Origin of the sequence: Agathobaculum hominis (assembly GCF_014288055.1) — a bacterium.
Taxonomy (GTDB): Bacteria; Bacillota; Clostridia; order Oscillospirales; family Butyricicoccaceae; genus Agathobaculum; species Agathobaculum hominis.
The window spans coordinates 121150-144472 of record NZ_JACOPK010000006.1 but is presented as its reverse complement, the minus strand read 5'-3'; the positions used below and the strand labels follow the sequence as shown (position 1 = coordinate 144472).

The following is a 23323-nucleotide window of genomic DNA, read 5'->3' as shown; positions in this document are numbered from 1 at the left end:
GACTTTTTCCTCAACCTCCCGGAATTGCGAGGCCAGAATTATGAAACGAACCCACACCAAACTCAATACCGCCGAAGGCCAGACCAAACGCTTCGGTGTCGGCATGCTTTCCCCGACCGTCGTCATCCTGCTGATCATGACGGCCTATCCGCTCATCTTTACCTTCTTCTACAGCTTCACCAACTACAACCTGCTGCGCAATCTGCGCTCGCCGGCCAAGATCACCGTCTTCCAGAACTATGTCAAGCTGCTCAAGGACCCCTATTTCCAGCAGTCCATCTGGAACACCGTCAAGTTCACCATCTTTGCAGTTATTTTTGAGATGCTCATCGGCTTTGCAATGGCACTGTTCGTCAACAGCCTGCACAAGGGTCAGAAAACCATGCGTACCCTGCTGCTGCTGCCTTATCTGCTGCCGACCGTTACGGTAGCGCTGAGCTGGCGCATGATGCTCTCCCCCAACTACGGCATCGTCAATCAGGTCCTGCAGGCGCTCCACCTGCCGGTCTTCAACTGGTTTTCCGATATTCGCACGGCGTTCGGCATGCTCGTCCTCATCGACGTATGGCAGAGCGCACCGTTCGTGTTCCTGCTGCTGTACGCAGCGCTCCAGAGCGTTCCCCAGGGTCAGTATGAGGCCGCGCGCATCGACGGCGCGAACTCACTGAAGATCCTGTTCTACGTCACCATCCCCAACATCAAGAACAGTCTTGCGCTCTGCGCTCTGCTGCGCACCATCGACAGCTTCCGTCTGTTCGACAAGGTAAACCTGCTGACCGGCGGCGGCCCCGCCAACAGCACCTCCACCATCACGCAGTACCTCTACAACTACGGCATCAAATCGCTCGACTTCGGCTTCGGCAGCGCCGGCGCCATCGTCATGACCATACTGGTCCTCATCCTTTCCAGCGTTTACATCAAACGCGCGATCTCCTGACTGCCTATGAAACAGGATACTACCGAATTACGGCTCACCTTCATCAACGTGGGCTACGGGGAAGCGATACTCATCGACGCCCCGGACGCGGCCCGGCCGGACGGACGCTTCTATGCGCTCATCGACGGCGGCAGCGCAGCGGACAGCGAGTTCGCCGACCGCACGAGCGGCCGCATCCGCGCAGAGGAGTATCTCGCCCCGCTTCCGCGGCTCGACCTCGCGGTCAGCACACATATCCACGAGGATCATCTCTGCGGTCTGCTCCGCGTGTGCCGCGATCATCCTCCCTCTGTGCTGCGGCAGACCCTGCCGCCCGGCTTTTACCGCTCGCTTCATCCGCTCGGCGACGCCTCCGCGCGCAATCTGTCCGAGCGCAATTTTCTCGCGGCGCTCGATGACTATCGGAAGCTGTGCGCCCTTGTCGAGCAGCACGGCGGCTGCATCGAGCAGAGCGTTGCGGGTGATACGCTGACGCTCGCGCCCGGCCTCACCGCCGAGGTGCTCGCCCCGTCGGGGGCACACGCCGACGCGCTCACTGCGTCCATGCAGGAGCTTTACCGCACGCCGCAGGGCGTGCCGGAATTCCGCGAAAAGCTGGACGCGCTCGACGCCTCGATGAATAATTTCAGCTTGATCCTGCGGCTGACGTTCGGCAAAAACCGCATTCTGCTGCCCGGCGACACCAACCGCGCCGGCTACGGCGGCATACCGCCCGAAAAGCTCGCCGCCGACATCTTCAAGGTCGGCCATCACGGTCAGCTTGACGGCGCGGACGCGGCGCTTGTAAATGCAGTCCGACCGCGGTTTTCCGTCTGCTGTGCATCGAGCGACCGCCGCTACAACAGTGCTCACCCCGACACCATGCGCCTGCTGAAGGACAGCGGCGCCGAACTTTACTTTTCCGACTGTCCCCCCGTGGACGGTCAGTCCATTCCGCCCCACCGGGCACTCGAATTCACCATCTGTGCGGACGGCGCGGCAAGCGCCCGTTATCTTCCCTGAGCGTCCGCCGATGTACAAGAGAAGGAGCAAGACATGGCTGAAGTAATCCTTAAAAACATCAAAAAGGTCTATCCGCATCAGGATGGCAAAAAGAAGAAGAAAAAGGGCGCGGAGGAGCGCAGGAGCAACCTCACCGTGACCGACGAAGGCGTACTCGCCGTGCATGACTTCAATCTTTCCATCAAGGACAAGGAGTTTATCGTTCTCGTCGGCCCGTCCGGCTGCGGCAAGTCCACCACCCTGCGCATGGTCGCAGGTCTCGAGGAGATCTCGGGCGGCGAGCTGTACATCGACGGCACGCTCGTCAACGACGTTGCGCCGAAGGACCGCGACATCGCGATGGTATTCCAGAACTACGCGCTCTATCCGCATATGACAGTCGCGGAGAACATGGCGTTTCCGCTCAAGCTGCGCAAGGTTCCCAAGGAGGAGATCGCGCAGCGCGTCGCGCAGGCCGCGAACATCCTCGGCATCACCGAGTACCTCGACCGCAAGCCGAAGGCGCTCTCCGGCGGCCAGCGTCAGCGCGTCGCCATCGGCCGCGCGATCGTGCGCGAACCCAAGGTCCTGCTCATGGACGAGCCGCTGTCCAATCTGGACGCCAAGCTCCGCAACCAGATGCGTGCCGAGCTCCTTCAGCTGCGCCAGCGCATCGACACCACCTTTATCTACGTCACCCACGACCAGACCGAGGCAATGACCCTCGGCGACCGCATCGTCATCATGAAGGACGGTCTCATCCAGCAGATCGGCACGCCGCAGGAGGTCTTTAACCACCCGGCGAACCTGTTCGTTGCCGGCTTCATCGGAATGCCGCAGATGAACTTCTATAACGCCGAGCTCGTACAGGAGGACGGAAGGTACGCCGTCGTCCTCGACAGGGCAAAGGTTTTCCTATCGGATGAGAAGCAGACAAAGCTCAAGAAGAACGGCGTAAGGCCTGGCTCTGTCACCCTCGGCGTGCGTCCCGAGCACCTGCTGCTCACCGGTGACCCGAACGCGATGGTCTGCGGCACGGTGAACGTCAGCGAAATGATGGGCAGCGCGGTCCATCTCCACATCTCCGCCTGCGGCACGGATACCATCATCATCGTGCCGACCGCAGAGCTTGAAAACGCGAACAACTACGCCATCGGCTCGGAGGTTTCATTCACCTTCAGCGGCGCCACCGCTCACCTGTTCGACCGCGAGACCGGTCTCAATCTCGAAGCCTGACCCTAACCTAATACCTCCCTTTTTCGTTTTCCGGTCTCAGTCCGGGCCGGAAAAGGCAAAGACCCCGCTGCGGTTTTGTGCACCGCAGCGGGGTTCTTCTTTATGAGACCGGCGCCGCAAACAGGCTGCTCTGCCTGTCTGTGCCGCCGAACAGCTCGTTATACTGTACGGTCTGATACTGTCTGATGAGGTCGGTCATTTCGGTCGTCTCAAGGTGGCTGTATGCGTTGCCCTCGCTGTCGAAATAGCCGGCAAACGTCATCGCCGGAATGGTCTTCGTCAAATTCCAGAGATAGGAGCCGAACGCGCTCGTCTGAATGCCTGCGTCGCGCAGAACGTACTGCGCGAGGAAGTTCAGGCTCGTGATGCCCGGCTTTTCGCCGGTCAGCGGATAGTTCGCCCAGATGACGAACGGCACCTTGAACTTATCCATGTACTGCTCCATGGTCATGCCGTCCTCCGAGACGCCGTAGGCCATGTCGAGAAATTCCTGTTCGACCGACGGCTGATGGTCGCCGAACATGACGATGATGGTCGGCTCGGTCTGCTGCTCGAAATACTCGACGAGCTGACGGAACGCCTCGTCGGTCTTGTTCGCAAGCGTCAGATACTGCTCCGCCTTGGGATACGCGCCCGGCGCATCCTCGACGGTCACTTCGGCCGGATAATCCTCGACCGTATACGCGCCGTGGTTCTGGATGGTGACGTTGAACAGGAAAAGCGGCGTGCCCTCCTGCTTGTGCTCGAACTCCCAGATGACCTGCCTGAAATCCGAGTCATCGCTGACGTAGCCGTGCTCGTCGGTCTGCGGAACATCCATATCGTCGCCGCACTTGAACGAGTCAAAGCCAAGGCGCGGATATGCTATATTGCGCTGCCACGAGGTCTTTTCGCCCGGATGGAAGGCGCGCGCTTCGTAGCCGTATCCCTTCAAAAGCGTCGCGAGCGAGTCGGACGCGCCGAGGATGTACTGCTGATACGGGATGCTGCCCGACGGCAGGAAGGCCATCGAATCGCCCGTCAGAAACTCAAACTCACTCGTGCTCGTGCCTGCGCCGAACACAGAGGTATAAGCATGACCGACGACCGCGTTATCCAGACTTTTGATGTAATCCATCGTGCTCTCGCTCAGCGTTATGTTGCCGAAATCCTCGAAATCTGCCCAGGATTCGTTCATAATGGCGAGGATGTTCGGGTGCTGCGCCGAAACCGCGGGCAGCGGATCGGCTTTCGCTCCGCTCACGATAGCCGAGACGGTCTCCGGCGCCGTATCCTCCGGCTGCTCGACCTCCATGAACTCGGTATTGCGCAGAAACTCCGCGACCGCGCCGCTCGAGCGGTATACGCTCGTTTGGTCCCAGACGTCGGTCTTGACGCCGAACAGGCCGAGCAGCTGCGGATGCAGCACCGGAATGAGGCAGATCGCACCGGCGAGCACCATCATCATGCGGCGGCGGAAGCCGCCGGGTGCGACGCGGAAGCGGTCCTCACTGTACTGATGGCGCAGGCTCCACGCGAGCACCACGAGCAGGATGACGCCCACGACCATCTCCCAGGTCACCGCAAACTGATAGCTGTCCGCGACAGCTGCGGCAGTGCCCAGCGCGGAGAAGTCCCACGGCAGGATGGGCGTGCCGCGGAAGTTCGAGACAAAATAATTTGCCGTACCCCACGCGCCTGCCAGCAGATGCAGCAGCACGCTGAACCGCGCGACATGGCCGAACAGGCCGCACGCGAGCCAGTAGACCGCGCCGAGACAGATCCAGTTCGCAAGCGCCGCGCCGGGATTGATCTCCCACGGCATCGCGCCGAAAAAGAACTGCATCAGCCAGAACGCGGTGAGCGGCGAGATCAGCAGCACAAGAATCCGCTCCCTGCGGCAGCGGCTCGCCTGCTTCCATGCCGTCCTCCCCTGCGCCGCAAGGTTTTTCACCCGGCGTGCTAAGGATAAAATGAGTTTTTTCATACATTTCTCCCCGATTTTTCACAGTATGTCAAGTCGTAAATTCTATCTTCCACAAGTGCGAAATTATACACGAAAATCAGAGAAATGTCAAGTTTATGTAAAAATGAACCTGTAAAAAGTGACAAACCGGAATGCAGCTTTCTCCCGTTCGGACAGGACTTTCCGTACATTTCCGACATTTCGCCTCGGAAATGCGGCAAAAAGCGGCGCTTCCGCGCCGGGATTTTTTCGCAGTTTGCACGAATTCAAATGATTTTTTCGTCTAACTGACGATTTTTTGCGCAGGATTTTTCCTCAAACGCAACAAATCCCCGTGACCTTACGATCACGAGGATTTATATGGCGGAGACGGAGAGATTTGAACTCTCGCGCCGATTTCTCGACCTACTCCCTTAGCAGGGGAGCCCCTTCACCAGCTTGGGTACGTCTCCATGTCAAGTTATGCAGTTTTCGTGGTCTCTCTTCCCGTCTCAGCCAAAGTAAATGGCGGAACGGGTGGGATTCATTTTCTGCGGAAAATCCACGGCAGTTGCAACATGCCGCCGGCATGCTGCCAAGAGCCGCCTTTCGAATCCCAGACTCACCCGGTTCCATAAATGGCGGAACGGGTGGGATTCGAACCCACGCGCCCTTTCGGACAAACGGTTTTCAAGACCGCCTCGTTATGACCGCTTCGATACCGTTCCGTGTCTTGCCCGATAAGCAAGATTTATTATACAGCATCAGACGTCTTATGTCAACTCTTTTTTGCGAATATCTGAAAAGAAACTGCCCGGAGCTTCTGCTCCGGGCAAAACGGTGCTTATCCGTTCAGCTTTTCCCGCCATTCCTTTTCCCTGAAGCCGGGAAGCGCGAAGTCCTCCCCGATGAGCAGCGGACGCTTGACGAGCATGCCGTCGGTCGCGAGCAGCGCGTACTGCTCGTCCTCGCTCATTTCGGGCAGACGCTCCTTGAGACCGAGCGCCTTGTACTGAAGGCCGCTCGTATTGAAAAACCGCTTGAGCGGCAGACCGCTGCGGCGGTGCCAGTCGCGCAGCTCCGCCTCGGTCGGGTTGTCCGTTTTGATGTCGCGCTCCTCAAAGGAGATTTCCTGCTCTTCCAGCCATTTTCTTGCCTTTGCGCAGGTCGAGCATTTGGGGTAGCATACAAAAAGCATATGGTCTCCTCCTCATTCCGCGTGATCTGCGTTTCTCGAGCACAGCACGAAAAGCTGCGCGAGCACATAGATGCAGGCCGCTGCCGACAGGCCGCTGCGCAGCAGCATCTTGCCCGGCCACGCGACCGAGGTCACGCCCATCAGACGAGCGAGGCCGTAGCCGCCGAGGTCGGAGAACGACATGACTGCCGCGAGCGCACCGAACAACGCGAGCAGCATCGGCTGCGGACGGCCGTAGAGCAGACGCGCGATCTGGTAGAACGCGAGCACGAGCATGACGTCCGCGAGCAGGCCGAACGCAAACAGCTGCAGGCGCGGGTCGGTGCAGGTCATGCGGTAGTTGACGAGCAGGTGCAGCGCGCTCCAGAACAGCGGCAGCAGCACGCATTTCGCCGCATCCGACGTCATGTAGGACGCGCCCTGCGCCTTGGTGAAGGCGATCATGCACACGCCGCTGCCGATTCCCGTGATCGAGTAGACGATCTCGAGCACATGCGACCACAGCGCCGCGCCTTCCTCCTGCGCGGTAAAGGTGAAGCAGAGATAGCCTGCGCTGCCGGCGATGAGCAGCAGCCCGGCGATGACGGCTGTCATGCGGAACAGCGCGTGATCCGTGCCGAGCAGCTTTTCAAACGGCACGCTTTCCTTCTCGCGCAGCGGTGCGGCAAGTACGCCGTACAGCACGGCGCACAGCACGAAGAACACAGCGCAGACCCATACCCACGGACTGCCTGCCGTCGGCAGACCGCTGTCAACGTCAAAGCCGTTCAGCAGATGCAGCGCGCGCAGGCCGATGCCGGGAATTGCGAGCGCCGCCGCTGCCAGCGGCAGAAGCTTCGTTTTATTCATTTGGTCGTTCCTCCAGTAAAAAAGCTCGTTTTCCTGCTGCCGCGTGCAGCAGGCGATACCGTGTTCAGTATAGCACATTCTCCGGCCGTCGGCAAGCAAAAGGACCGCACAGTGTGCGGTCCTTTGAGATAACATTTCGCGGAAGTCTTTAGAAACGGCTGTTCTTGGGCATATTTGCGGCTTCCTGAGCGGAAAACTCGGTGTTTGCCGGCGTTTGCTTCTTCATGCCGAACTTGAGCAGGATCGGCGTGACGAGCGTGGTGACGATAACGACCAGAACGATCGGCGGGAACATATGCGGATCGATCAGGCCGGCCTGCTCGCCCTTCTGCGCAACGATCAGCGCGACCTCGCCGCGCGATACCATGCCCAGACCGATGGAGAACGCATCATAGGCCTGGAAGCCCATCAGCTTTGCGCCGAGGCCGCAGCCGATGATCTTGGTCAGGATCGCGATAATGGTCAGCACGACCGCAAAGCCGAACATCTGGACGGTCAGGCCCTCCAGATTGGTCTTGATGCCGATGGACGCGAAGAACAGCGGAGAGAACAGCATATAGCCGAGCACGTTGGTCTTGCTTGCGACATAGTCGCGCACATCAGCCAGCGAGCAGAGGACGATGCCGGCGAAATATGCGCCGGTGATGTCGGCAATGCCGAAGAAGCGCTCTGCAACGTAGCTCATCAGCAGTGCGAACGCAACCGCATAAATCGCGATGCGGCGGTGCTTGTGCCATTTCTGCTCCATCTTGAGGAATGCCTTGTACATGATCAGGCCGACGACCGCAACGAATACGAAGAACGCTACAATGCGGGTCAGAACGAACAGCGGGCGTACCGAAGGATCGGTCAGCGCGCTCAGAATGGTCAGGACGATGATGCCCAGAATATCGTCGATAACGGCCGCGCCCAGTATCGCTGTGCCGACCCGGCTTTTCAGCTTGCCCATCTCGCGCAGCGTCTCGACCGTGATCGAAACCGAGGTTGCGGTCAGAACGACGCCGATGAACGCCGCCTTGATCATGTTCATCTTATCGCCCGGGTTGTTGTCGAACACAAGATAGCATCCCATGCCGCCGAGAAGCGGTACGATGACGCCGATCATTGCAATGATGAACGAGGCGAAGCCGGTCTTTTTCAGCTCCTCCAGATCGGTATCCATGCCCGCATTGAACATCAGAATGATAACGCCGAGCTCAGCTGCCTTGACCAGGAAGTCAGTCTCGCCCACCCAGTTGAGCACACTCGGGCCAACCAGAACACCGGCGATCAGTGCGCCGACGACCTGCGGCATGTGAACTCGTTCGCTCGTCAGACCGAAAACTTTCGTCGACAGCAGGATGATCGCTATCGTCAGAAGATAATCGTAAGACATTATTTTTTCCACCTTTCTGCCTGAGAAGCGGCGGCGGTGAACCCCCGTTTCTCTTATATTTATCGGCGCGGCTGTCACAGTTCCTCTCAGCCGGCCGATCGTGCGCACGGTCTGCTGTTCCTCTCGGCCGTGCTTCGGGGATGGTACGCGGACGGCGGTCTCCGGTCGCTGTCGGTATCTCCCGATTACCTATATAATTATACATCTTTTTTGCAAAACAGCACGTTAAAATAGCTGAAATTCGTCCGTTGTTTTGTACGAAAAAAACAAAACCAAACCCGCTCAAACTGTGCGTTTTTTCGTCATGCACATTATTTCGCCGTTTTCCATCTGAACACGCCGTTAAGAGCTCAAAAAACACCTCTGCCGCATCAACAGAAAAAAACGCTTCTAAAAATACCGCATTCCCCCAGCGCAATAGAAAGCTGCCCCCGTCCGGGTCTCGGACGGGGGCAGAAATCTGTCGATAACGTCAATTCTATACCGAAGCAGCTGCGCGAATGCAATAGAAATCGCACAGCGATTTCATCGAAACCGGGGGCGTGTGCCTCGGTTTTGATACCTTAAGAGAGAGAAAGTTTCCGCACGGGAACTTTCGGACGACTCGTGTTCTGCACAGTCAGAACACAGATTGTCGGAAAAACGATAGTTTTTCGACAGTCTCTTACCGGCCGAACGACTTCAGCGCGCCGTACATTTCCGGACGGCGGTCGCGGAATACACCCCACGAATGGCGCATCTCGCGGATCGCGTCGAGGTCGAAGGTGTGCGTCAGCACGCCCTCGTTTTCGCGGTCGGCCTGCTCGACGAGTGCGCCGGTCTCGTCCGCGATGAACGACGAGCCGTAGAAGGTCAGCGAAGAGGACTGCTGCTGATTATCCTCGCTCGGCTGAACGGTCTCGGTGCCGATGCGGTTGGCCGCGATGAGCGGCATGATATTCGCAGCGGCATGACCCTGCATGCAGCGGCGCCAGTGCGGCATGGAGTCGCAGTCGAGGATGGGCTCCGAGCCGATGGCGGTCGGATAGAACAGGATCTCCGCGCCCATCAGCGCCATGCAGCGCGCGGACTCCGGGAACCACTGATCCCAGCAGATGCCGACGCCGATCTTCGCGTAGGCGGTGTCCCAGACCTTGAAGCCGGTGTCGCCCGGGGTGAAATAGAATTTTTCCTGATAGAAATGGTCGTCCGGGATGTGCGTCTTGCGGTACTGACCGAGAATAGAGCCGTCCGCGTCGATCACCGCGACCGTGTTGAACGTGGTGTTGCCGACGCGCTCATAATAGCTGACCGGCAGGACCACGCGAAAATCATGCGCGATCTTGCGAAGCTCGCGCACCGCCGGATTTTCCTCCAGCGTTGTCGCGAGATGATAGTTTTCATAGCTTTTTTCCTGACAGAAATACCAGTTTTCGAACAGTTCGGGCAGAAGGATGATCTGTGCGCCCTGCGACGCCGCCTCGCGCACCTTTTCCATCGCGTTTTCCAGACCGTAGGTCATCTGCACCGCTGCAACGGTTACTTTACTCATGTTATCTGCTCCTTACTTTTTCGGGATCTGCTGCGTGATGCAGTGAATATTGCCGCCGCCGATGAGAATATCGCGCGCCGGGATGGCGACGATCTCGCGCGTCGGGAACAGCTTCCGAAGGATCTCCTGCGCCCGCTCGTCGGCCGGATCGCCGAACGCCGGCATCACGACCGCGTGGTTCGCGATGTAGAAGTTGACGTAGCTTGCGGCAAGGCGCTCACCCGGCGTGCGCGTCGGCTCGCCCTCACACAGGTCAAGTCCTTCGCATTCCTCTGCGGTGATCGTGACCGGCTTCGGCAGCGGCAGTCTGTGCACCTTGATGCGGCGGCCCTTCGCGTCAAGCTCGGTCTCGAGCACGGCAAGGCTCGCTGCCGACAGCGCGTACTGCGGGTCGTCCTCGTCGTCCGTCCACGCGAGCACGACCTCACCCGGCGCGGTAAACGCACAGACATTGTCCACGTGTTCGTTGGTCTCGTCGTTGTAAATGCCGCGCGGCAGCCAGATCACCTTGCTGACGCCGAGATAATCGCACAGCACCCGCTCGATCTCCGCCTTCGTCAGGTCGGGGTTGCGGCCGGCGCTCAGCAGGCACGCCTCGGTAACGAGCGCCGTCCCCTCGCCGTCCGTATGGATTGAGCCGCCCTCGCAGATAAAATCGCGCTTGTCGTAAACGTCGTCCCCAAGCAGGTCGCAGAACTTGCGCGCCACGCGGTTGTCGTTCTCCCACGAGGGATACAGGCCGTCCACGTTGCCGCCCCATGCGTTGAAGCCCCAGTCGATGCCGCGGCGCTCGCCGCGGCTGTTTACGACGAAGGTCGGCCCGACGTCGCGCGCCCATGCGTCATCCGTCGCCATCACGACGAGCCGCACGCGGTCGGGAAGCTGTGCGCGGGCGTTGTCGTACTGTCCCTCCGAGCACAGCACGGTCATGCTCTCGCTCTCGGAGATGGTCTCGATGACGCGCAGGAAGGCTTTGCGCGCCGCATAGGCGCCGTACTGCCAGCTGTCTCCGCGCTCCGGCCAGATCATCAGACAGCCCTCATGCGGCGCGAACTCCGCCGGCATGTAAAATCCGTCCTGTGAAGGTGTGGTATGCAATATCTTCATGTTTTTATACTCCGATCCGCTCATGGGCAATACCGCACAGCGGTGCTGCCTGTGATTTTTCGCTACCCTTAGATTACATCATTTCTCCCGTTCCTGCAACGCCTGTCTGCGCTTTTTCGGCTTTGGCGCAGGCAGTTCCTCATACATCGCGCCGATCAGCTCCGTCAGAAACTCCCTGTCGTCCACGTTCCCGACGAGCAGCATCGGCCTTGCGCCCTCATACGGCAGCTCACGCAGAGCCTCCGGCATGCGGCTGACCGCCGCCGGGACCGGTTTGACGAGCAGCCGGTCGTCGTAAATGCCGCCGATCACCCTTCCGCGATAGTAAAGGATGTATTCGCCCATCATCGCGCGGTGCGTGATCTCCTCGAGGCCGGAAAGCTGTCCCAGAATGAACTCCAGATATTCCCTGCTCGATGCCATGCTTCTCTCCCCTTCCCTGCGTTCTGTCTTTATCTTATCATACTGCTCCTTCCTCCGCAAGACCGTCCGGAACAGCCGCCGATTTCGATTCCGATCGTTCTGCTCCGGCTGTGTTGCAAAAAAATCGTTTTCATGTTATACTGTTTAATAATATGAATGCGAACCGCCGCACGCACACGGCGGAAAATCTACAACAAAGGGGGCCGTGCACTTTGAAGATCCAGGAAAGCGCGGAAAACTATCTGGAAGCTATTCTTGTTCTCATGCAGAAGAACGGTCAGGTGCGCTCGATCGACGTAGCGCATTATACCGGCTTCTCCAAGCCCAGCATCAGCCGAGCAGTCGGCCTGCTGCGCGATAACGGTTATGTTTCCATCGACCAGAACGGTCTGCTCGGTTTGACCGAGGCGGGTCTCAAGATTGCAGAGACCATTTACGAGCGTCACACCGTACTGACGGCATTTCTGACCGCCCTCGGCGTCGATCACGAGATCGCTGCGGAGGATGCCTGCCGCATCGAGCACGTTCTCAGTCCGGAGACCTTCGAAAAGCTCAAGGCGCACGCCAAGGAGTACATCGAAAACAAGCAGTAACACCGCAAACCCACGGCCGGCCGCAAGGCCGGTCCTTTATCTTTGAGACTGTCGAAAAACTTCGTTTTTCCGACAATCTGTGTTCTGACTTTGCAGAACACGAGTCGTCCGAAAGTTCCCATACGGAAACTTTCTCCCTCTAGAAGCATGAAAACCGAGGCGCATGTCCCCGGTTTTCATACGTTTGCTACGCAAACGCTTTTTTAATGCGCGCTGCCGCGCGATAACATCAACATCGTGAAAATAAACTTTATCGACATACCGAGGAGGCTCTTCATGCCGCAGACGACCGAAACTCTGCCGAACGGCTTATCGCTTTTACAGGACGACCGATTTTTCAAGCTCGGTCAGGACAGCGTCCTGCTCTCCGCCTTCGCGAAGATACGCAGGCGTGCCAAGGTCCTCGACCTCGGCTGCGGCACCGGCGCGCTCGCGCTGCTCTGCTGGCGCGAGGACCTCACCGTGACCGGTCTGGAGATACAGCAGGACGCGCTCGACCTGTTCCGCCGCTCGATCGAGCGCAACCGGCTCGAAAACGTCACAGCGCTGCACGGCGACCTGCGCCATATGCGCACACTCCTGCCCCACGGCAGCATGGATTACGTCATCTGCAATCCGCCTTACTTCGGCCGGACCACCGGCGCGGCCGCCCCTTCGGCCGAAAAGCGCACCGCCCGGCAGGACATCTGCTGCACGGTCGAGGAGGTCGCGGTCGCGGCGTCCTTTGTCCTGCACACCGGCGGCAAGGCGGCCTTTGTGTTCCGTCCCGAACGGCTGTGGGTGCTGCTCGAGGCGCTCAGCCGCGTCCGTCTCGTCCCCAAGCGCCTGCGCTTCGTCCACCAGAACGCGCTCGCCGTTCCGAGCGCCGTGCTCGTCGAATGCCGCAAGGGCGGCAGCGCGGAGGGCCTCAGCGTAGAGCCGCCGCTGCTGGTCGAGAGCGAGGAATATCTGAAAATCTACGGCAAAACCGGCAGTTCGGACTGAAAAACACCTGTCCGCTGCAATCATTTCATTTCTGACGATCCCGGAGGGATTCCACCATGTCTACACTCTACTTAGTCGCAACCCCGATCGGCAATCTGGGCGATCTTTCTCCCCGTGCACGCGAAATCCTCAGCACGGTCGACTTCATCGCCGCCGAGGACACGCGCGTTACGCAGAAGCTGCTGACCGCCTGTGAGCTTCCCCGCAAGCCGATGATCTCCTATTATGAACACAACCGCCGCGCACGCGGTGAAGTCGTGCTCGAGCGGATGCTCGGCGGCGAGACCTGTGCGCTCGTGACCGACGCCGGCACGCCGGCCGTCTCCGACCCCGGCGAGGATCTGGTCGCGCTGTGCGCCGAGCACGATATTCCGGTCATCCCGGTCCCCGGCTGCTGCGCTGCGGTCTGCGCGCTCGCCGCAAGCGGCCTGCCGACCGGGCGCTGGTGCTTCGAGGGCTTTCTTTCCGTGAATAAAAAGGCGCGGCGCGAGCATCTGGACGCACTCGAGGGTGAAAAGCGCACCATGATCTTCTACGAAGCACCGCACAAGCTGTGCGCGACACTGCGCGACCTCGCCGCCGCCTTCGGCGAGGAGCGCCGTCTGTCGCTCTCGCGCGAGCTGACCAAGCTGCACGAGCAGACGCTCCGCATGACGCTCGGCGAGGCAATGCGCTACTTTGACGAAAATGCGCCGCGCGGCGAATTCGTCCTCATCGTGGAGGGTGCGCCCGACGAGCCGGAGACCGAGCAGAGCGAGGAGGAGCGTCTTGCCGCCGCCGCGGAGGCTGTGCGCCGCCGCATCGAGCAGGGACAGACCCAGAAGGACGCCGTAAAGGCGGTATCCGCCGAGGTGGGCGTGAAGAAAAATGCGCTGTACCGCTACGTGCTGGAAAACGAATAAGACTGTCGCGAAACTGACGTTTCGCCGACAATCTGTGTTCTGACTACGCAGAACACGAGTCGTCCGAAAGTTCCCATACGGAAACTTTCTCCCTCCAGAAGTGAAAAAACCGAGGCGCATGTCCCCGGTTTTTCGCGTTTGCGCAGCAAACGCTTTTTAATGCGCGCTGCCGCGCGACTGCTGCTTTGTATGAAAATCGACTTTATCGACAAGCTGGAGTGCAAGCAAAACTGTCTGTGCCTTTTTTTCTCAATGTCTGCACAGCGGACAAAATGTTCACACAACGAACAAATTGAAACCGTATAATAAATGCAACAAACGATAGCAAAGGCGGAATTCTTATGTCTACTATACTCATCGCAGACGACGAGGCGCGCATCCGCCGGCTCGTCAGCGACTTTCTCAAACGCGACGGACACACCATCCTTGAGGCGGCCGACGGCAAAGCAGCGCTCGAGCTGATCGAAAACCGCCGCCCCACGCTCGACCTCGCCATTCTCGACGTCATGATGCCGGGCATGGACGGCTTCGAGGTGCTGCGCGAGATACGCGAGCAGGAAAACGGCGAAAAGCACCTGCCTGTCATGCTGCTGACCGCACGCGCCGAGGACGCCGATCAGGTGCGCGGTCTGGAGGGCGGCGCGGACGATTACGTCACCAAACCCTTCTCCCCCATCGTGCTCGCCGCGCGCGTGCGCACCCTGCTCAAGCGCGAGGGCCGCGCAGCCTCTCCCCTCGAGATCATCGGTCTCCTGTCGGTCAACGAGCTGCGCCGCGAGGTGCTCGTCGAGGATCAGCCGGTCGACCTCACGCCGAAGGAATACGAGCTGCTCATCTATTTCAAGAACAACCGCTCGATCGCGCTTTCCCGCGAGAGCATCCTGAACGCCGTCTGGGGCTACGACTACTTCGGCGACCTCCGGACGGTTGATACGCATGTGAAAAAGCTGCGCGCCAAGCTCGGCTGCTGCGGCTCGATGATCGAGACCGTGCGCGGCTACGGATACCGCTTTGAAGGATGAAACTGAAACCGCATTCCATTCGATTCAAGTTCTTCTCAGCCATCAGCCTCGTCGCGCTCATGTTCATCGGCATCCTGCTGCTGCTCAATCTGTTCTTTTATCAGGATTACTTCATGATGACGCGAAAAAGCAGCCTGTGCGACGCCTTTGACACGGTCTGCGGCAGCTATGACGGCGATATGGACGACATCGTGACCCTACTGGACAGCTACGAGAGCCGCTCGGCCATCCGTCTGGCGGTCGCGATGGACGACGGCACCGTGCTCACCTCCTCCTTCCTGCACGACCGCGGCGACCATGCCGCGCCGGACTTTGAGTTCGGCATGAACGAGCAGCAGTTCCGCAGCATCGCGGTCCTCGCCTCGGTCATGCAGAACGAGGACTGGTCCTCGCTCGCCGAGCATCAGTACCGCTTTGCCAATATCAGCCTGCGCGACAACGACCAGTATCTCTGTCTCATTGGCTCGCTCGACAAGGACGAGGGTCGCTACCTTATCGCCTATATGCCGTTCGCGTTCATCGAGCAGAATTCCTCGCTCAACCTGGTGTTCCTGCTCATCGCCGGCGGCTGTGCGCTGCTCATCTGTCTCGGCATCGCGTTTTTCTTCTCGCGCGAGTTTACGCGCCCGCTCGTCTCCATGGCGGCGCTCGCCGACCGCATGAGCGAGCTCGACTTTTCCACCCAGTACACCGGCAAGGGCAGGCGCGAATCCGACGAGGTCGAACAGCTCGGCCAGTCGCTCAACCGTCTCAGCGCCTATCTCGAGCAGGCCATCGGCGAGCTCAAGGAGTCCAATGATCAGCTTGCGCAGGAGGTACGCGAAAAGGAGCGCATCGACAATATGCGCCGCGAATTCATCGTCAACGTTTCTCACGAGCTGAAAACGCCGATCGCCCTCATTCAGGGCTACGCCGAGGGTCTGACGGCGGGTGTCGCGGACGACCCTGAGGACCGCAAGTTCTACTGCGACACCATCGCGGACGAGGCCGGTCATATGAACCGCCTTGTCATGCAGCTGCTCAGCCTGTCCAAGCTCGAACTCGGCGCGGAACAGACATTCTATGAAGAGATCGACCTGCACGAAATGTGCCGCGACGCGGTGCAAAAGACCGCCGTGCTGTGCGAGAGCAAAAACCTCAGCGTGGACTGCGCGGACACGCACATCACCGTGCGCACGGACAGCGGCCTGCTCGAGCAGGTGCTCATGAACTACCTGTCCAACGCCATCCGCTACACCGCCGAGGGCGGAAGCATCGTCATCTCCGCCGTCCGAAACGGCGGGCGCACGCGCCTGACCGTTTTCAATGCAGGCGAGGGTCTGCCCGAGGATGAGCTGCCGAAGATCTGGGAGAAATTCTACCGCACCGACCGCGCTCGTACCCGCGAGGCCGGCGGCACCGGCATCGGTCTGTCGCTCGTCCGCGCCATCGCAGATACGCTGCACGGCGACTGCGGCGCGGAGAACGTCCCCGGCGGCATCGCGTTCTGGTTTGACATACCGGACGCACCGCCGCAGACAGAATAAGCGCTTTATCGCAGCAAAAAACCGCCTTTCGGCGGTTTTTTTGTTTATACAATGATTTTTACACTGCTGCCGCTGCCGTTTTTATCCTTGGTGATGACAAGCTGACGGTCGATCTTCTCGCGGAGCTCTCCCACGTGCGAGATGATGCCGACCAGCCGTTTTCCCTCGGCAAGGCTGCTGAGCGCATGAATGGCCTGCGCGAGCGACTCCTCATCGAGCGAGCCGAATCCCTCGTCGACGAACATCGTATCCAGACGGATTCCGGCCGCCGCCGCGGACTGCACCTCATCCGAAAGGCCGAGCGCGAGCGACAGCGAGGCTTTGAACGACTCGCCGCCCGAGAGCGACTTGACGCTGCGCTCCGAGCCGTTGTAGTGGTCGATGACATCAAGCTCCAGACCGGTCTTGGACTGTCTGTTATCCGATATGCTGCGGCGCTTGAGCTCGTACTGACCGCCCGACATGACGAGCAGACGTCCGTTTGCACGCTGAAGGATACGATCGAAGAAGGTCATCTGGATATAGGTTTCGAGCGTGATCTTGTCTTTTCCGGAAAGTGTGCCGTTCGCCGTCTGCGACAGCATGCTCAGCCAGCTATACTCCCGTTCCAGCCGTTCCAGCTCGTCCGACTTGTTCCGCACGCTCGCAAGTGCAGTCTTATTAGTGTTCGCCCGGCTGTGGAGCGTGCGCTGCCGCTCGAGCAGGGAAAGCCGCTCGACTGCCAGTGCATTGCCCTGCTGCCGCTGTGCCTCCTCGTCGATCTCCTCGCCGCCCGCAAGCTGCGCCTCCAGCTGTTTTGCGCCGGCTTCCAGCGCGATCTGCTCCTTGCGGCAGGCCTCGAACCGCTCCTCTGCCGCCTTCCGCGCCGCAGCCGCCGCGTCCATCTCCGCTGCCAGCGTCTGCCGCTGCTTTTCCGCCGCAGCCACCGACGGGAACGACAGCCCATCGCGCAGTCTTGCGTTCTGCTCTCCGAGTGCGCCTTCGCGGCTTTCCGTCCGCGCCAGCTCCTCCCGTCCGGCATTCATCGTCTGCTCCTGTCCGCGCAGTTCGCTTTCGCGCTGCGGGATGAGCAGGGCGAGCGTTTTCCTGCGTGCAATGCCTGCATCGAGCGATGCCAGCTGCGCCTCCAGCGCCGCGAGCGCCTGCTCTGCCTCCACCCTCTCGGCGGCGATGCATGCGGCAGCGTTTTCCATGCGGCAGCCCGGCAGGGCCTCCGCAAGCTGACGGCTGAGCCGTTCTGCAAGCTGCTCCTGCTGACCGCGCAGACGGCTCAGCAGGTTTTCCGCCGCCGAAGCCGCAGAGCGCTGCTCCTCCTGCTCGGCGGCAAGCCGCTCCAGTGCCTTCTGCTGTGTCTCCATGCTGTGCCCCAGTGCTTCGCGTGCGGCAAGCTGCGCGTCCAGAGCGGAAAGCTGCCGTGCGGCATCTGCACCCTCCTGCCGCGCCTTCTCCTCGCATACGCCCAGCTGCGCCTCTGCATTTTCATAGGCCGGCTGCTCCGCAAACGGCTGCATCTGCGCGATCAGCTGCTGCTTTTTCTCCGTGAAGGCGGCGTTTTTCGCGCCTGCGTCCAGGCTTTTCGCGTGCGCCCTCTGCTGTGCCACATCGCGTGCCTGCTCCGCTTCGCGAAGCTGCTCCTCGGTCGGGGCGTGGCCGGGCGCGTGCGCCGGCGCCGGATGATGCACCGAACCGCATACCGGGCACGGCACGCCCTCCGCAAGCTCGCGCGCGAGAATACCGGCCTGCGCGTCAAAGAAGGCGCGGCGGCTCTCGCCGTATGCTGCGTCCGTCTGCTCCGCCGCGTTCTGCGCACGCAGATACGCCTGCTGCGAGGCAAGCACCGCCTGCTCCGCTGTCCGGCACTCGCGCAGCAGCGCGTTCAGTGTGCGCAGTTCAGCTTCACGCTCCTGCGTTTTTGCCTGCTGTGCGCGCAGCTTTTCGCGCTCTGCGTCCAGTCCCGCGCCCTGCTCCCACGCTTTGCGGTCTGCCTTCAGCGTTTCGGTCTGCGCGGCAAGCTCCGAGGCAAGCGCTTCCTGCCGCTGCTTTCGGACCGCAAGCTGTTTTTCCGCGTCCGCGATCTCCTGTTCGCCGCGCCGCTGCGCCTCGACGTCCTCCGCCAGCGCCTTGAGCGCGGTTTTGCGGTCGAGCCTGCGGCTCCTTTCGCCAAGCAGACGCTCTCGGTCAGCCGCAGCACTCGCAAGGCTCTCATGCTCCTGCTTCCATGCTGCAAGCTCCGCGCTCTGCGCCTGATGCGTGCGCTCCTGCTGTACGAGCACGCGGCGTTTCGTCTCTATGTCAGAAGCAAGGCTGAGGCGTTCCTTTTCCGCGTTTTCAAGCTCAGCATAGCGCGGCAGCTCGTTTTCGAGGTCGGCAAGCGCGCGCTGACGCGCCTCCTGCTGCGGCTGCTTCGCCTGCTCGGCGGCAAGCGCCGCTTTCGCCTGTTCGGCCTCCCCGCGCTGCACCTCCTGCTGTTTTCGATTTGCCTCGAGTGCTTCGCGCATCTTTCTTCGCTCGTCCGCCTTGATAAGCCGCGCATTGACCGCACCGATCTTCTCCTCCAGCACCTCAAACTGCCGTGCGCAGGCCGCATCCTCCGCTTCGTCGCGGTCAATGAGCGTTTCGAGCAGCTCCACGGTCTCCGCGAACGGGAGTTTTCCCTCCTTCGCCTGCTGCGCCTTTTCGCGAAGCATATCACCCTCCGCGCATACGATGCCGCCGATATACTGCTGTACGCTCGCGCGCGCCGCCTCACATTTTCGGTAAAGTGTGTTCGCGCTGTCCTTCAGACGGTTTTGCAGCACCTCGTAGCAGTTCGTCTTGAATATCTTGCGGAATATCTCCTGCCGGTCCTTTGTTTCCGCTGTCAGCAGCTTTAGAAATTCGCCCTGCGCGATCATGGCGATCTGCGAAAACTGGCTGCGGTCGAGGCCGATGATCTGCGTCAGTTCTGCGTTGACCTCCTTCGGCTTGTCGAGCACGCGGCCGTCCGGCAGATGCAGCTCCGCCTCGGCCTTCTGCTTTGTCATTTTGCTGCCGCGTCTGGCAGGGCGCTCGTATTCCGGGTTTCGTCTGACGGTATAGACCTTTCCGCCGCAGGAAAACGTCATTTCGACGAAGGTCGGCGTTTCGGGAGACGCATACTTGGAGCGGAACATGGATGTATCGCGGTTCGTGCCGCTCGGCGCGTCGTACAGCGCATAGGTGATCGCGTCGAAGATCGTGGTCTTGCCTGCGCCCGTATCGCCGGTGATCAGGTACAGACCCTTCTCGCCCAGCTTTTCCAGATCGATCTCGGTGTGTCCGGCATACGGGCCGAATGCGGACAGTGTAAGTTTCAGCGGTCTCATCTTTCTTCCTCCCAGATGCTCGCGATCAGCTTATCTGCGAACGCCTGCTGCTCCTCGCTCATCGGCGTTCCGTTCTGGCTCTCGTAGAATTCACCGAACAGGGTGAGCGGCGGCTTCTGCTCTGCCCTGTCCGCGCCCTCGATGATGCCGCCTGCACGGGTGCGCGCATTGTCGTAGTCGAGCCGCATCAGATTCGGGTAGACCACGCGCAGATTGCTGACGGCGTTCGGAATATCCTCTTCATCGGTGAGCGTAATGTGCAGATAATCGTTCCAGAACGGCTTTCCCTCGTAATTCTCGCGCAGCATGAGCGTGTTATACGTGCCGCGCAGCTCGGACATATCGCGCCGCGGCACGAGCGGCACTGTGCGGATGCCGACGCTGCCCTTCTCTCCCATTTCCACCACTGTGACGGATTTTTTGTGGCTGACCTCCGAGAAGGAATACTTGAGCGGCGTGCCGCAGTAGCGCACGGTCTCGCGGCCGACCTTCTGCGGGCCGTGGATGTGACCGAGGGCGACATAATCGAAATCGTCGAACACGCAGACCGCCACATTGTCCGTGCCGCCGACCGAAAGCTCCTCGGACTCGCAAGGCACCGCGCCCGCGACGAACTGGTGCGCGACCAGCACATTGCGGCGCGCCGTGTCCACGTTCGCCGCGCGGAGCACCGCCGCCATCGCGTCCGTATAGCTTTCGATGTCCTCATCCGGGAAGAAACGCCGCACCTGCACCGGCTTGAGGAACGGCAGCAGATAAATATCCACCGGGCCGTGCTCGTCCGACAGCGTCAGCGGCGTCAGAGAGCCGTCGTAGACCGGCGCGATATGGATGCCGGCCGCATCCATCAGCCGTCCGCCGAACGACAGGCGCTCTGCCGAGTCATGGTTTCCGCTGATGAGGCAGGTCTGCACGCGGCGCGAGGCAAGCTGCACCAGAAAATCATCGAGCAGTGTCACCGCTTCCGCCGACGGGACGGATTTATCGTAAACGTCGCCTGCGATGAGCACCGCATCCGGCGCCTCGCTGTCGATAATACGCAGGATTTCGCCTAAAATATACTGCTGATCCTCCAGCATCGAGCATTCGTTGACTCGCTTGCCGAGATGCAGATCGGAAAGATGAATGAGCTTCATTTTTTCAGTTTCTTCCTTTCAAGCCATACGGGCAGCGCCGCACGGTGGAGACTGCGGCGCTGCCCATCGTTTTCTTATCCCATCAGCATTGTCCAGAGCAGACTGAACGGCATGACGAGAAGAAGTGCCGGCATCAGATCGACGAGCGGCACGGGTTTGATTTTGGAGACGCGAAAGCCCGCCGCCATGGTCAGCACGCCGCCGCAGGCGGAAAGATCCGCGAACATGGTCGGCGTCAGCACGCCGGCCAGCAGCCGTCCTGCGCCGAACACGCACAGCAGGATGACGCACTGCGGCAGCGGAATGGCGCAGATGGATTTTCCGAGCGTCGAGGCAAAGATGAGCGCCGTGAAGCCGTCGAGGACTGCCTTGGAGAACAGCAGCGACGGGTCGCCTGCGATCCCCTCGGTCAGCGTGCTGTACCAGCCGAAGCCCGAGCAGCAGAACAGCGCGACCGCCGTGATGTAGAACTCCATGTCGATGCCGTCTCCGCCGAGGTGCATCGCCTTTACCAGCTTATGAAAAAACCGGCTCGTCCACTGTTCAAGATGCAGCAGATGACCGATGGTGAAGCCGACGAGCAGCGCCAGCACCACCGGCGTCATCGCTGAGGCCTTGATGATGGAATTGATGCCGATGGCGATCGAGCACAGGCCGAACATGGTCGGCAGATGCTCCTTGAGGCTTGCGGGCAGGATGTGCCCAAGCGCCGAGCCGATCACGCCCCCCGCCAGCACCGATGCGCAGTTGGTCAATACTCCGATTGGCATTTGTGATAGTCCTTCTTTCTGATCGTGATTTATTTCCAGTATAATTATATTCTTTTTCAATTTTCGTTGCAAGACGCAAAAAAGGCATTCCGCCATGCCGAGAGCAGCGGAATGCCTGAGATCGTTCAGCTTTTCAGAAATTCGAGCACGGTTTCCACGACCAGCTTTTTAAATTCCGGTGTATATCGTTTGTTTGGTACTCCTTTGGGCATAGCAAAACACCCCATCTGTTAGATAGTATATCATACTGTCTAACAAATGGGGGGCAGTTCAATTATATGGTGCAGGGATTTTTCCTTTCTGCTGCTCTCAGCGCGCGAGCATGAAGTACGCGAGCACGGCAATGCCGAGAATGATACGGTACCAGCCGAACACCTTGAAGTCGTGCTTCTTGACGAACGCCATCAGCAGCCGGATAATGAGCATGGACGAGACAAATGCCGTTACCATGCCGATCGCGAGGATGATCATCTCGGTCTGCGTAAATACCAGGCCGAACTTGACCAGCTTGAGCAGGCTCGCGCCGAACATGACCGGAATGGCGAGGAAGAACGTGAATTCCGCCGCCACCGTGCGCGACACGCCGAGCAGCAGCGCGCCGACGATGGTCGAGCCGGAACGCGACGTACCCGGGAAGATCGCGGCGATCAGCTGAAACATGCCGATCATGAGAACGGTCGGATAGGTCAGCTCGTTCAGCGAATTGATCTTCGCCGGCTTGTCTTTATGCGCGGTCTCGACGGCGATGAACGCAACGCCGAACACGATCAGCGCGACAGCGACCGACTGATAGTTGTAAAACAGCTCCTCAAACAGATCGTTCCACTTGAGGCCGACGACCGCCGCCGGAATGCAGGCGACAACGATCTTGCACCACAGACGGATAATATCGCGGTCGATCGTGATGGACGCACCGCCGTGACGGCCGTGATTGCGCTTGAGCGGCCAGATCTGGTTCCAGAACAGCACGACGACCGCAAGAATCGCGCCGAGCTGAATCACGACCTCAAACATTTTATAGAATGCGTCCGAAACGTCCAGCTTGACAAATTCGTTGAGCAGTATCATGTGGCCCGTGCTGCTGATCGGCAGCCATTCCGTGATGCCCTCCACGATACCGAACAGGAATGCCTTGAGCCATTCCATATATTGTACCATTATAGCTCTCCCTCCTGCGCCGGGCGGCTCGAATACCGTTTCCCGCGCTCTCATGTACTTTTCCTTTTATAACAGTAACAGCATACCATATTTCGCGCCGCCGCGCAAGCGCGTCTGTCTTTTCCGATCCGCCCTCCCGTACACAGCACCCGTTTTTTTGCGTAGCGCACACGTTTTCGCAGCATATTTTCCAAATATTTTATTGTGTTTAACCATGTTTTATGATAGAATGACAGTATAGAGTTGTAAAGACCTGTTGCAAAGACATGCAGACACATCTCTGTGCCCTGCAATATCTTGAGAAAGGAGTTGCGCACAGGAGTGTGC

The 23323-nt window shown here is 59.7% G+C and carries 19 protein-coding genes and 2 tRNA genes; 8 read left to right on the top strand and 13 right to left on the bottom strand.

Annotated features, from left to right (window positions below):
• Nucleotides 1–40: 40 nt before the first annotated feature.
• Genes H8S02_RS08005 through H8S02_RS07995 form a run of 3 tightly spaced genes read left to right on the top strand, consistent with a single transcriptional unit; the run spans nucleotide 41 to nucleotide 3154 of the window.
• Nucleotides 41–937 carry a carbohydrate ABC transporter permease gene (locus tag H8S02_RS08005; RefSeq protein ID WP_207722090.1) on the top strand — a complete coding sequence of 299 codons (897 nt, stop codon included), beginning with the start codon at nucleotides 41–43 and terminating at the stop codon, nucleotides 935–937.
• Nucleotides 938–943: 6 nt separating this feature from the next.
• The gene (locus H8S02_RS08000; protein WP_186970083.1) at nucleotides 944–1939 is read left to right on the top strand and encodes a ComEC/Rec2 family competence protein; all 996 of its coding nucleotides are present in this window, start codon (nucleotides 944–946) and stop codon (nucleotides 1937–1939) included.
• 33 nt (nucleotides 1940–1972) lie between these two features.
• A complete protein-coding gene (locus H8S02_RS07995) occupies nucleotides 1973–3154 on the top strand; it encodes an ABC transporter ATP-binding protein (RefSeq protein WP_186970082.1) in 1182 nt (393 codons plus the stop codon).
• Nucleotides 3155–3254: 100 nt separating this feature from the next.
• Here H8S02_RS07995 and H8S02_RS07990 read toward each other — a convergent pair whose 3' ends face one another.
• From H8S02_RS07990 to H8S02_RS07950, 9 genes are all read right to left on the bottom strand, one after another.
• Nucleotides 3255–5120: an LTA synthase family protein gene (locus H8S02_RS07990; RefSeq protein ID WP_186970081.1), complete on the bottom strand. Its 1866-nt coding sequence runs from the start codon at nucleotides 5118–5120 to the stop codon at nucleotides 3255–3257.
• Nucleotides 5121–5460: 340 nt separating this feature from the next.
• Nucleotides 5461–5551: transfer RNA gene (locus tag H8S02_RS07985), tRNA-Ser, on the bottom strand.
• A 166-nt stretch (nucleotides 5552–5717) separates the two neighbouring features.
• Nucleotides 5718–5806: transfer RNA gene (locus H8S02_RS07980), tRNA-Ser, on the bottom strand.
• A gap of 116 nt (nucleotides 5807–5922) precedes the next feature.
• On the bottom strand, nucleotides 5923–6276 hold the full coding sequence (locus tag H8S02_RS07975; RefSeq protein WP_186970080.1) for an arsenate reductase family protein: 354 nt from the start codon (nucleotides 6274–6276) through the stop codon (nucleotides 5923–5925).
• Between the two features lie 12 nt (nucleotides 6277–6288).
• Nucleotides 6289–7125, bottom strand: a complete 837-nt coding sequence (locus H8S02_RS07970; protein ID WP_186970079.1) for a hypothetical protein — start codon at nucleotides 7123–7125, stop codon at nucleotides 6289–6291.
• 148 nt (nucleotides 7126–7273) lie between these two features.
• Nucleotides 7274–8503 (bottom strand): cation:proton antiporter, encoded by a 1230-nt coding sequence (locus tag H8S02_RS07965; RefSeq protein WP_186970128.1) that lies wholly within the window; start codon nucleotides 8501–8503, stop codon nucleotides 7274–7276.
• A gap of 661 nt (nucleotides 8504–9164) precedes the next feature.
• Entirely contained in the window at nucleotides 9165–10031 is an 867-nt protein-coding gene (aguB, locus tag H8S02_RS07960) for an N-carbamoylputrescine amidase (protein WP_186970078.1), read from the bottom strand.
• Between the two features lie 12 nt (nucleotides 10032–10043).
• A complete protein-coding gene (aguA, locus tag H8S02_RS07955) occupies nucleotides 10044–11138 on the bottom strand; it encodes an agmatine deiminase (RefSeq protein ID WP_186970077.1) in 1095 nt (364 codons plus the stop codon).
• A 78-nt stretch (nucleotides 11139–11216) separates the two neighbouring features.
• Nucleotides 11217–11561 (bottom strand): TfoX/Sxy family protein, encoded by a 345-nt coding sequence (locus H8S02_RS07950; protein ID WP_186970076.1) that lies wholly within the window; start codon nucleotides 11559–11561, stop codon nucleotides 11217–11219.
• 212 nt (nucleotides 11562–11773) lie between these two features.
• On the opposite strand from H8S02_RS07950, the gene H8S02_RS07945 reads away from it, so the two are divergent.
• From H8S02_RS07945 to H8S02_RS07925, 5 genes are all read left to right on the top strand, one after another.
• A complete protein-coding gene (locus H8S02_RS07945) occupies nucleotides 11774–12154 on the top strand; it encodes a metal-dependent transcriptional regulator (RefSeq protein ID WP_186970075.1) in 381 nt (126 codons plus the stop codon).
• A gap of 276 nt (nucleotides 12155–12430) precedes the next feature.
• Entirely contained in the window at nucleotides 12431–13138 is a 708-nt protein-coding gene (locus H8S02_RS07940) for a tRNA1(Val) (adenine(37)-N6)-methyltransferase (protein WP_186970074.1), read from the top strand.
• Nucleotides 13139–13194: 56 nt separating this feature from the next.
• Nucleotides 13195–14040, top strand: coding sequence for a 16S rRNA (cytidine(1402)-2'-O)-methyltransferase (gene rsmI / locus H8S02_RS07935; protein WP_186970073.1), 846 nt, complete (start codon nucleotides 13195–13197; stop codon nucleotides 14038–14040).
• A 341-nt stretch (nucleotides 14041–14381) separates the two neighbouring features.
• A complete protein-coding gene (locus tag H8S02_RS07930) occupies nucleotides 14382–15062 on the top strand; it encodes a response regulator transcription factor (protein WP_186970072.1) in 681 nt (226 codons plus the stop codon).
• A complete protein-coding gene (locus H8S02_RS07925) occupies nucleotides 15059–16588 on the top strand; it encodes a sensor histidine kinase (protein WP_186970071.1) in 1530 nt (509 codons plus the stop codon). The genes H8S02_RS07930 and H8S02_RS07925 overlap by 4 nt, the downstream gene beginning before the upstream one ends.
• Nucleotides 16589–16632: 44 nt before the next feature.
• On the opposite strand, the gene H8S02_RS07920 is transcribed toward H8S02_RS07925, so the two are convergent.
• The 4 genes from H8S02_RS07920 to H8S02_RS07905 all read right to left on the bottom strand — a co-directional run bounded on the left by H8S02_RS07920 (nucleotide 16633) and on the right by H8S02_RS07905 (nucleotide 22996).
• The gene (locus tag H8S02_RS07920) at nucleotides 16633–19932 is read right to left on the bottom strand and encodes an AAA family ATPase (RefSeq protein ID WP_186970070.1); all 3300 of its coding nucleotides are present in this window, start codon (nucleotides 19930–19932) and stop codon (nucleotides 16633–16635) included.
• Entirely contained in the window at nucleotides 19929–21068 is a 1140-nt protein-coding gene (locus H8S02_RS07915; protein WP_186970069.1) for an exonuclease SbcCD subunit D, read from the bottom strand. The genes H8S02_RS07920 and H8S02_RS07915 overlap by 4 nt, the downstream gene beginning before the upstream one ends.
• Before the next feature lie 74 nt (nucleotides 21069–21142).
• Complete coding sequence (locus tag H8S02_RS07910; RefSeq protein ID WP_186970068.1) at nucleotides 21143–21838, bottom strand: DUF554 domain-containing protein; 696 nt, start codon at nucleotides 21836–21838, stop codon at nucleotides 21143–21145.
• Between the two features lie 309 nt (nucleotides 21839–22147).
• Complete coding sequence (locus H8S02_RS07905) at nucleotides 22148–22996, bottom strand: undecaprenyl-diphosphate phosphatase (protein ID WP_243166454.1); 849 nt, start codon at nucleotides 22994–22996, stop codon at nucleotides 22148–22150.
• Nucleotides 22997–23323 lie beyond the last annotated feature (327 nt).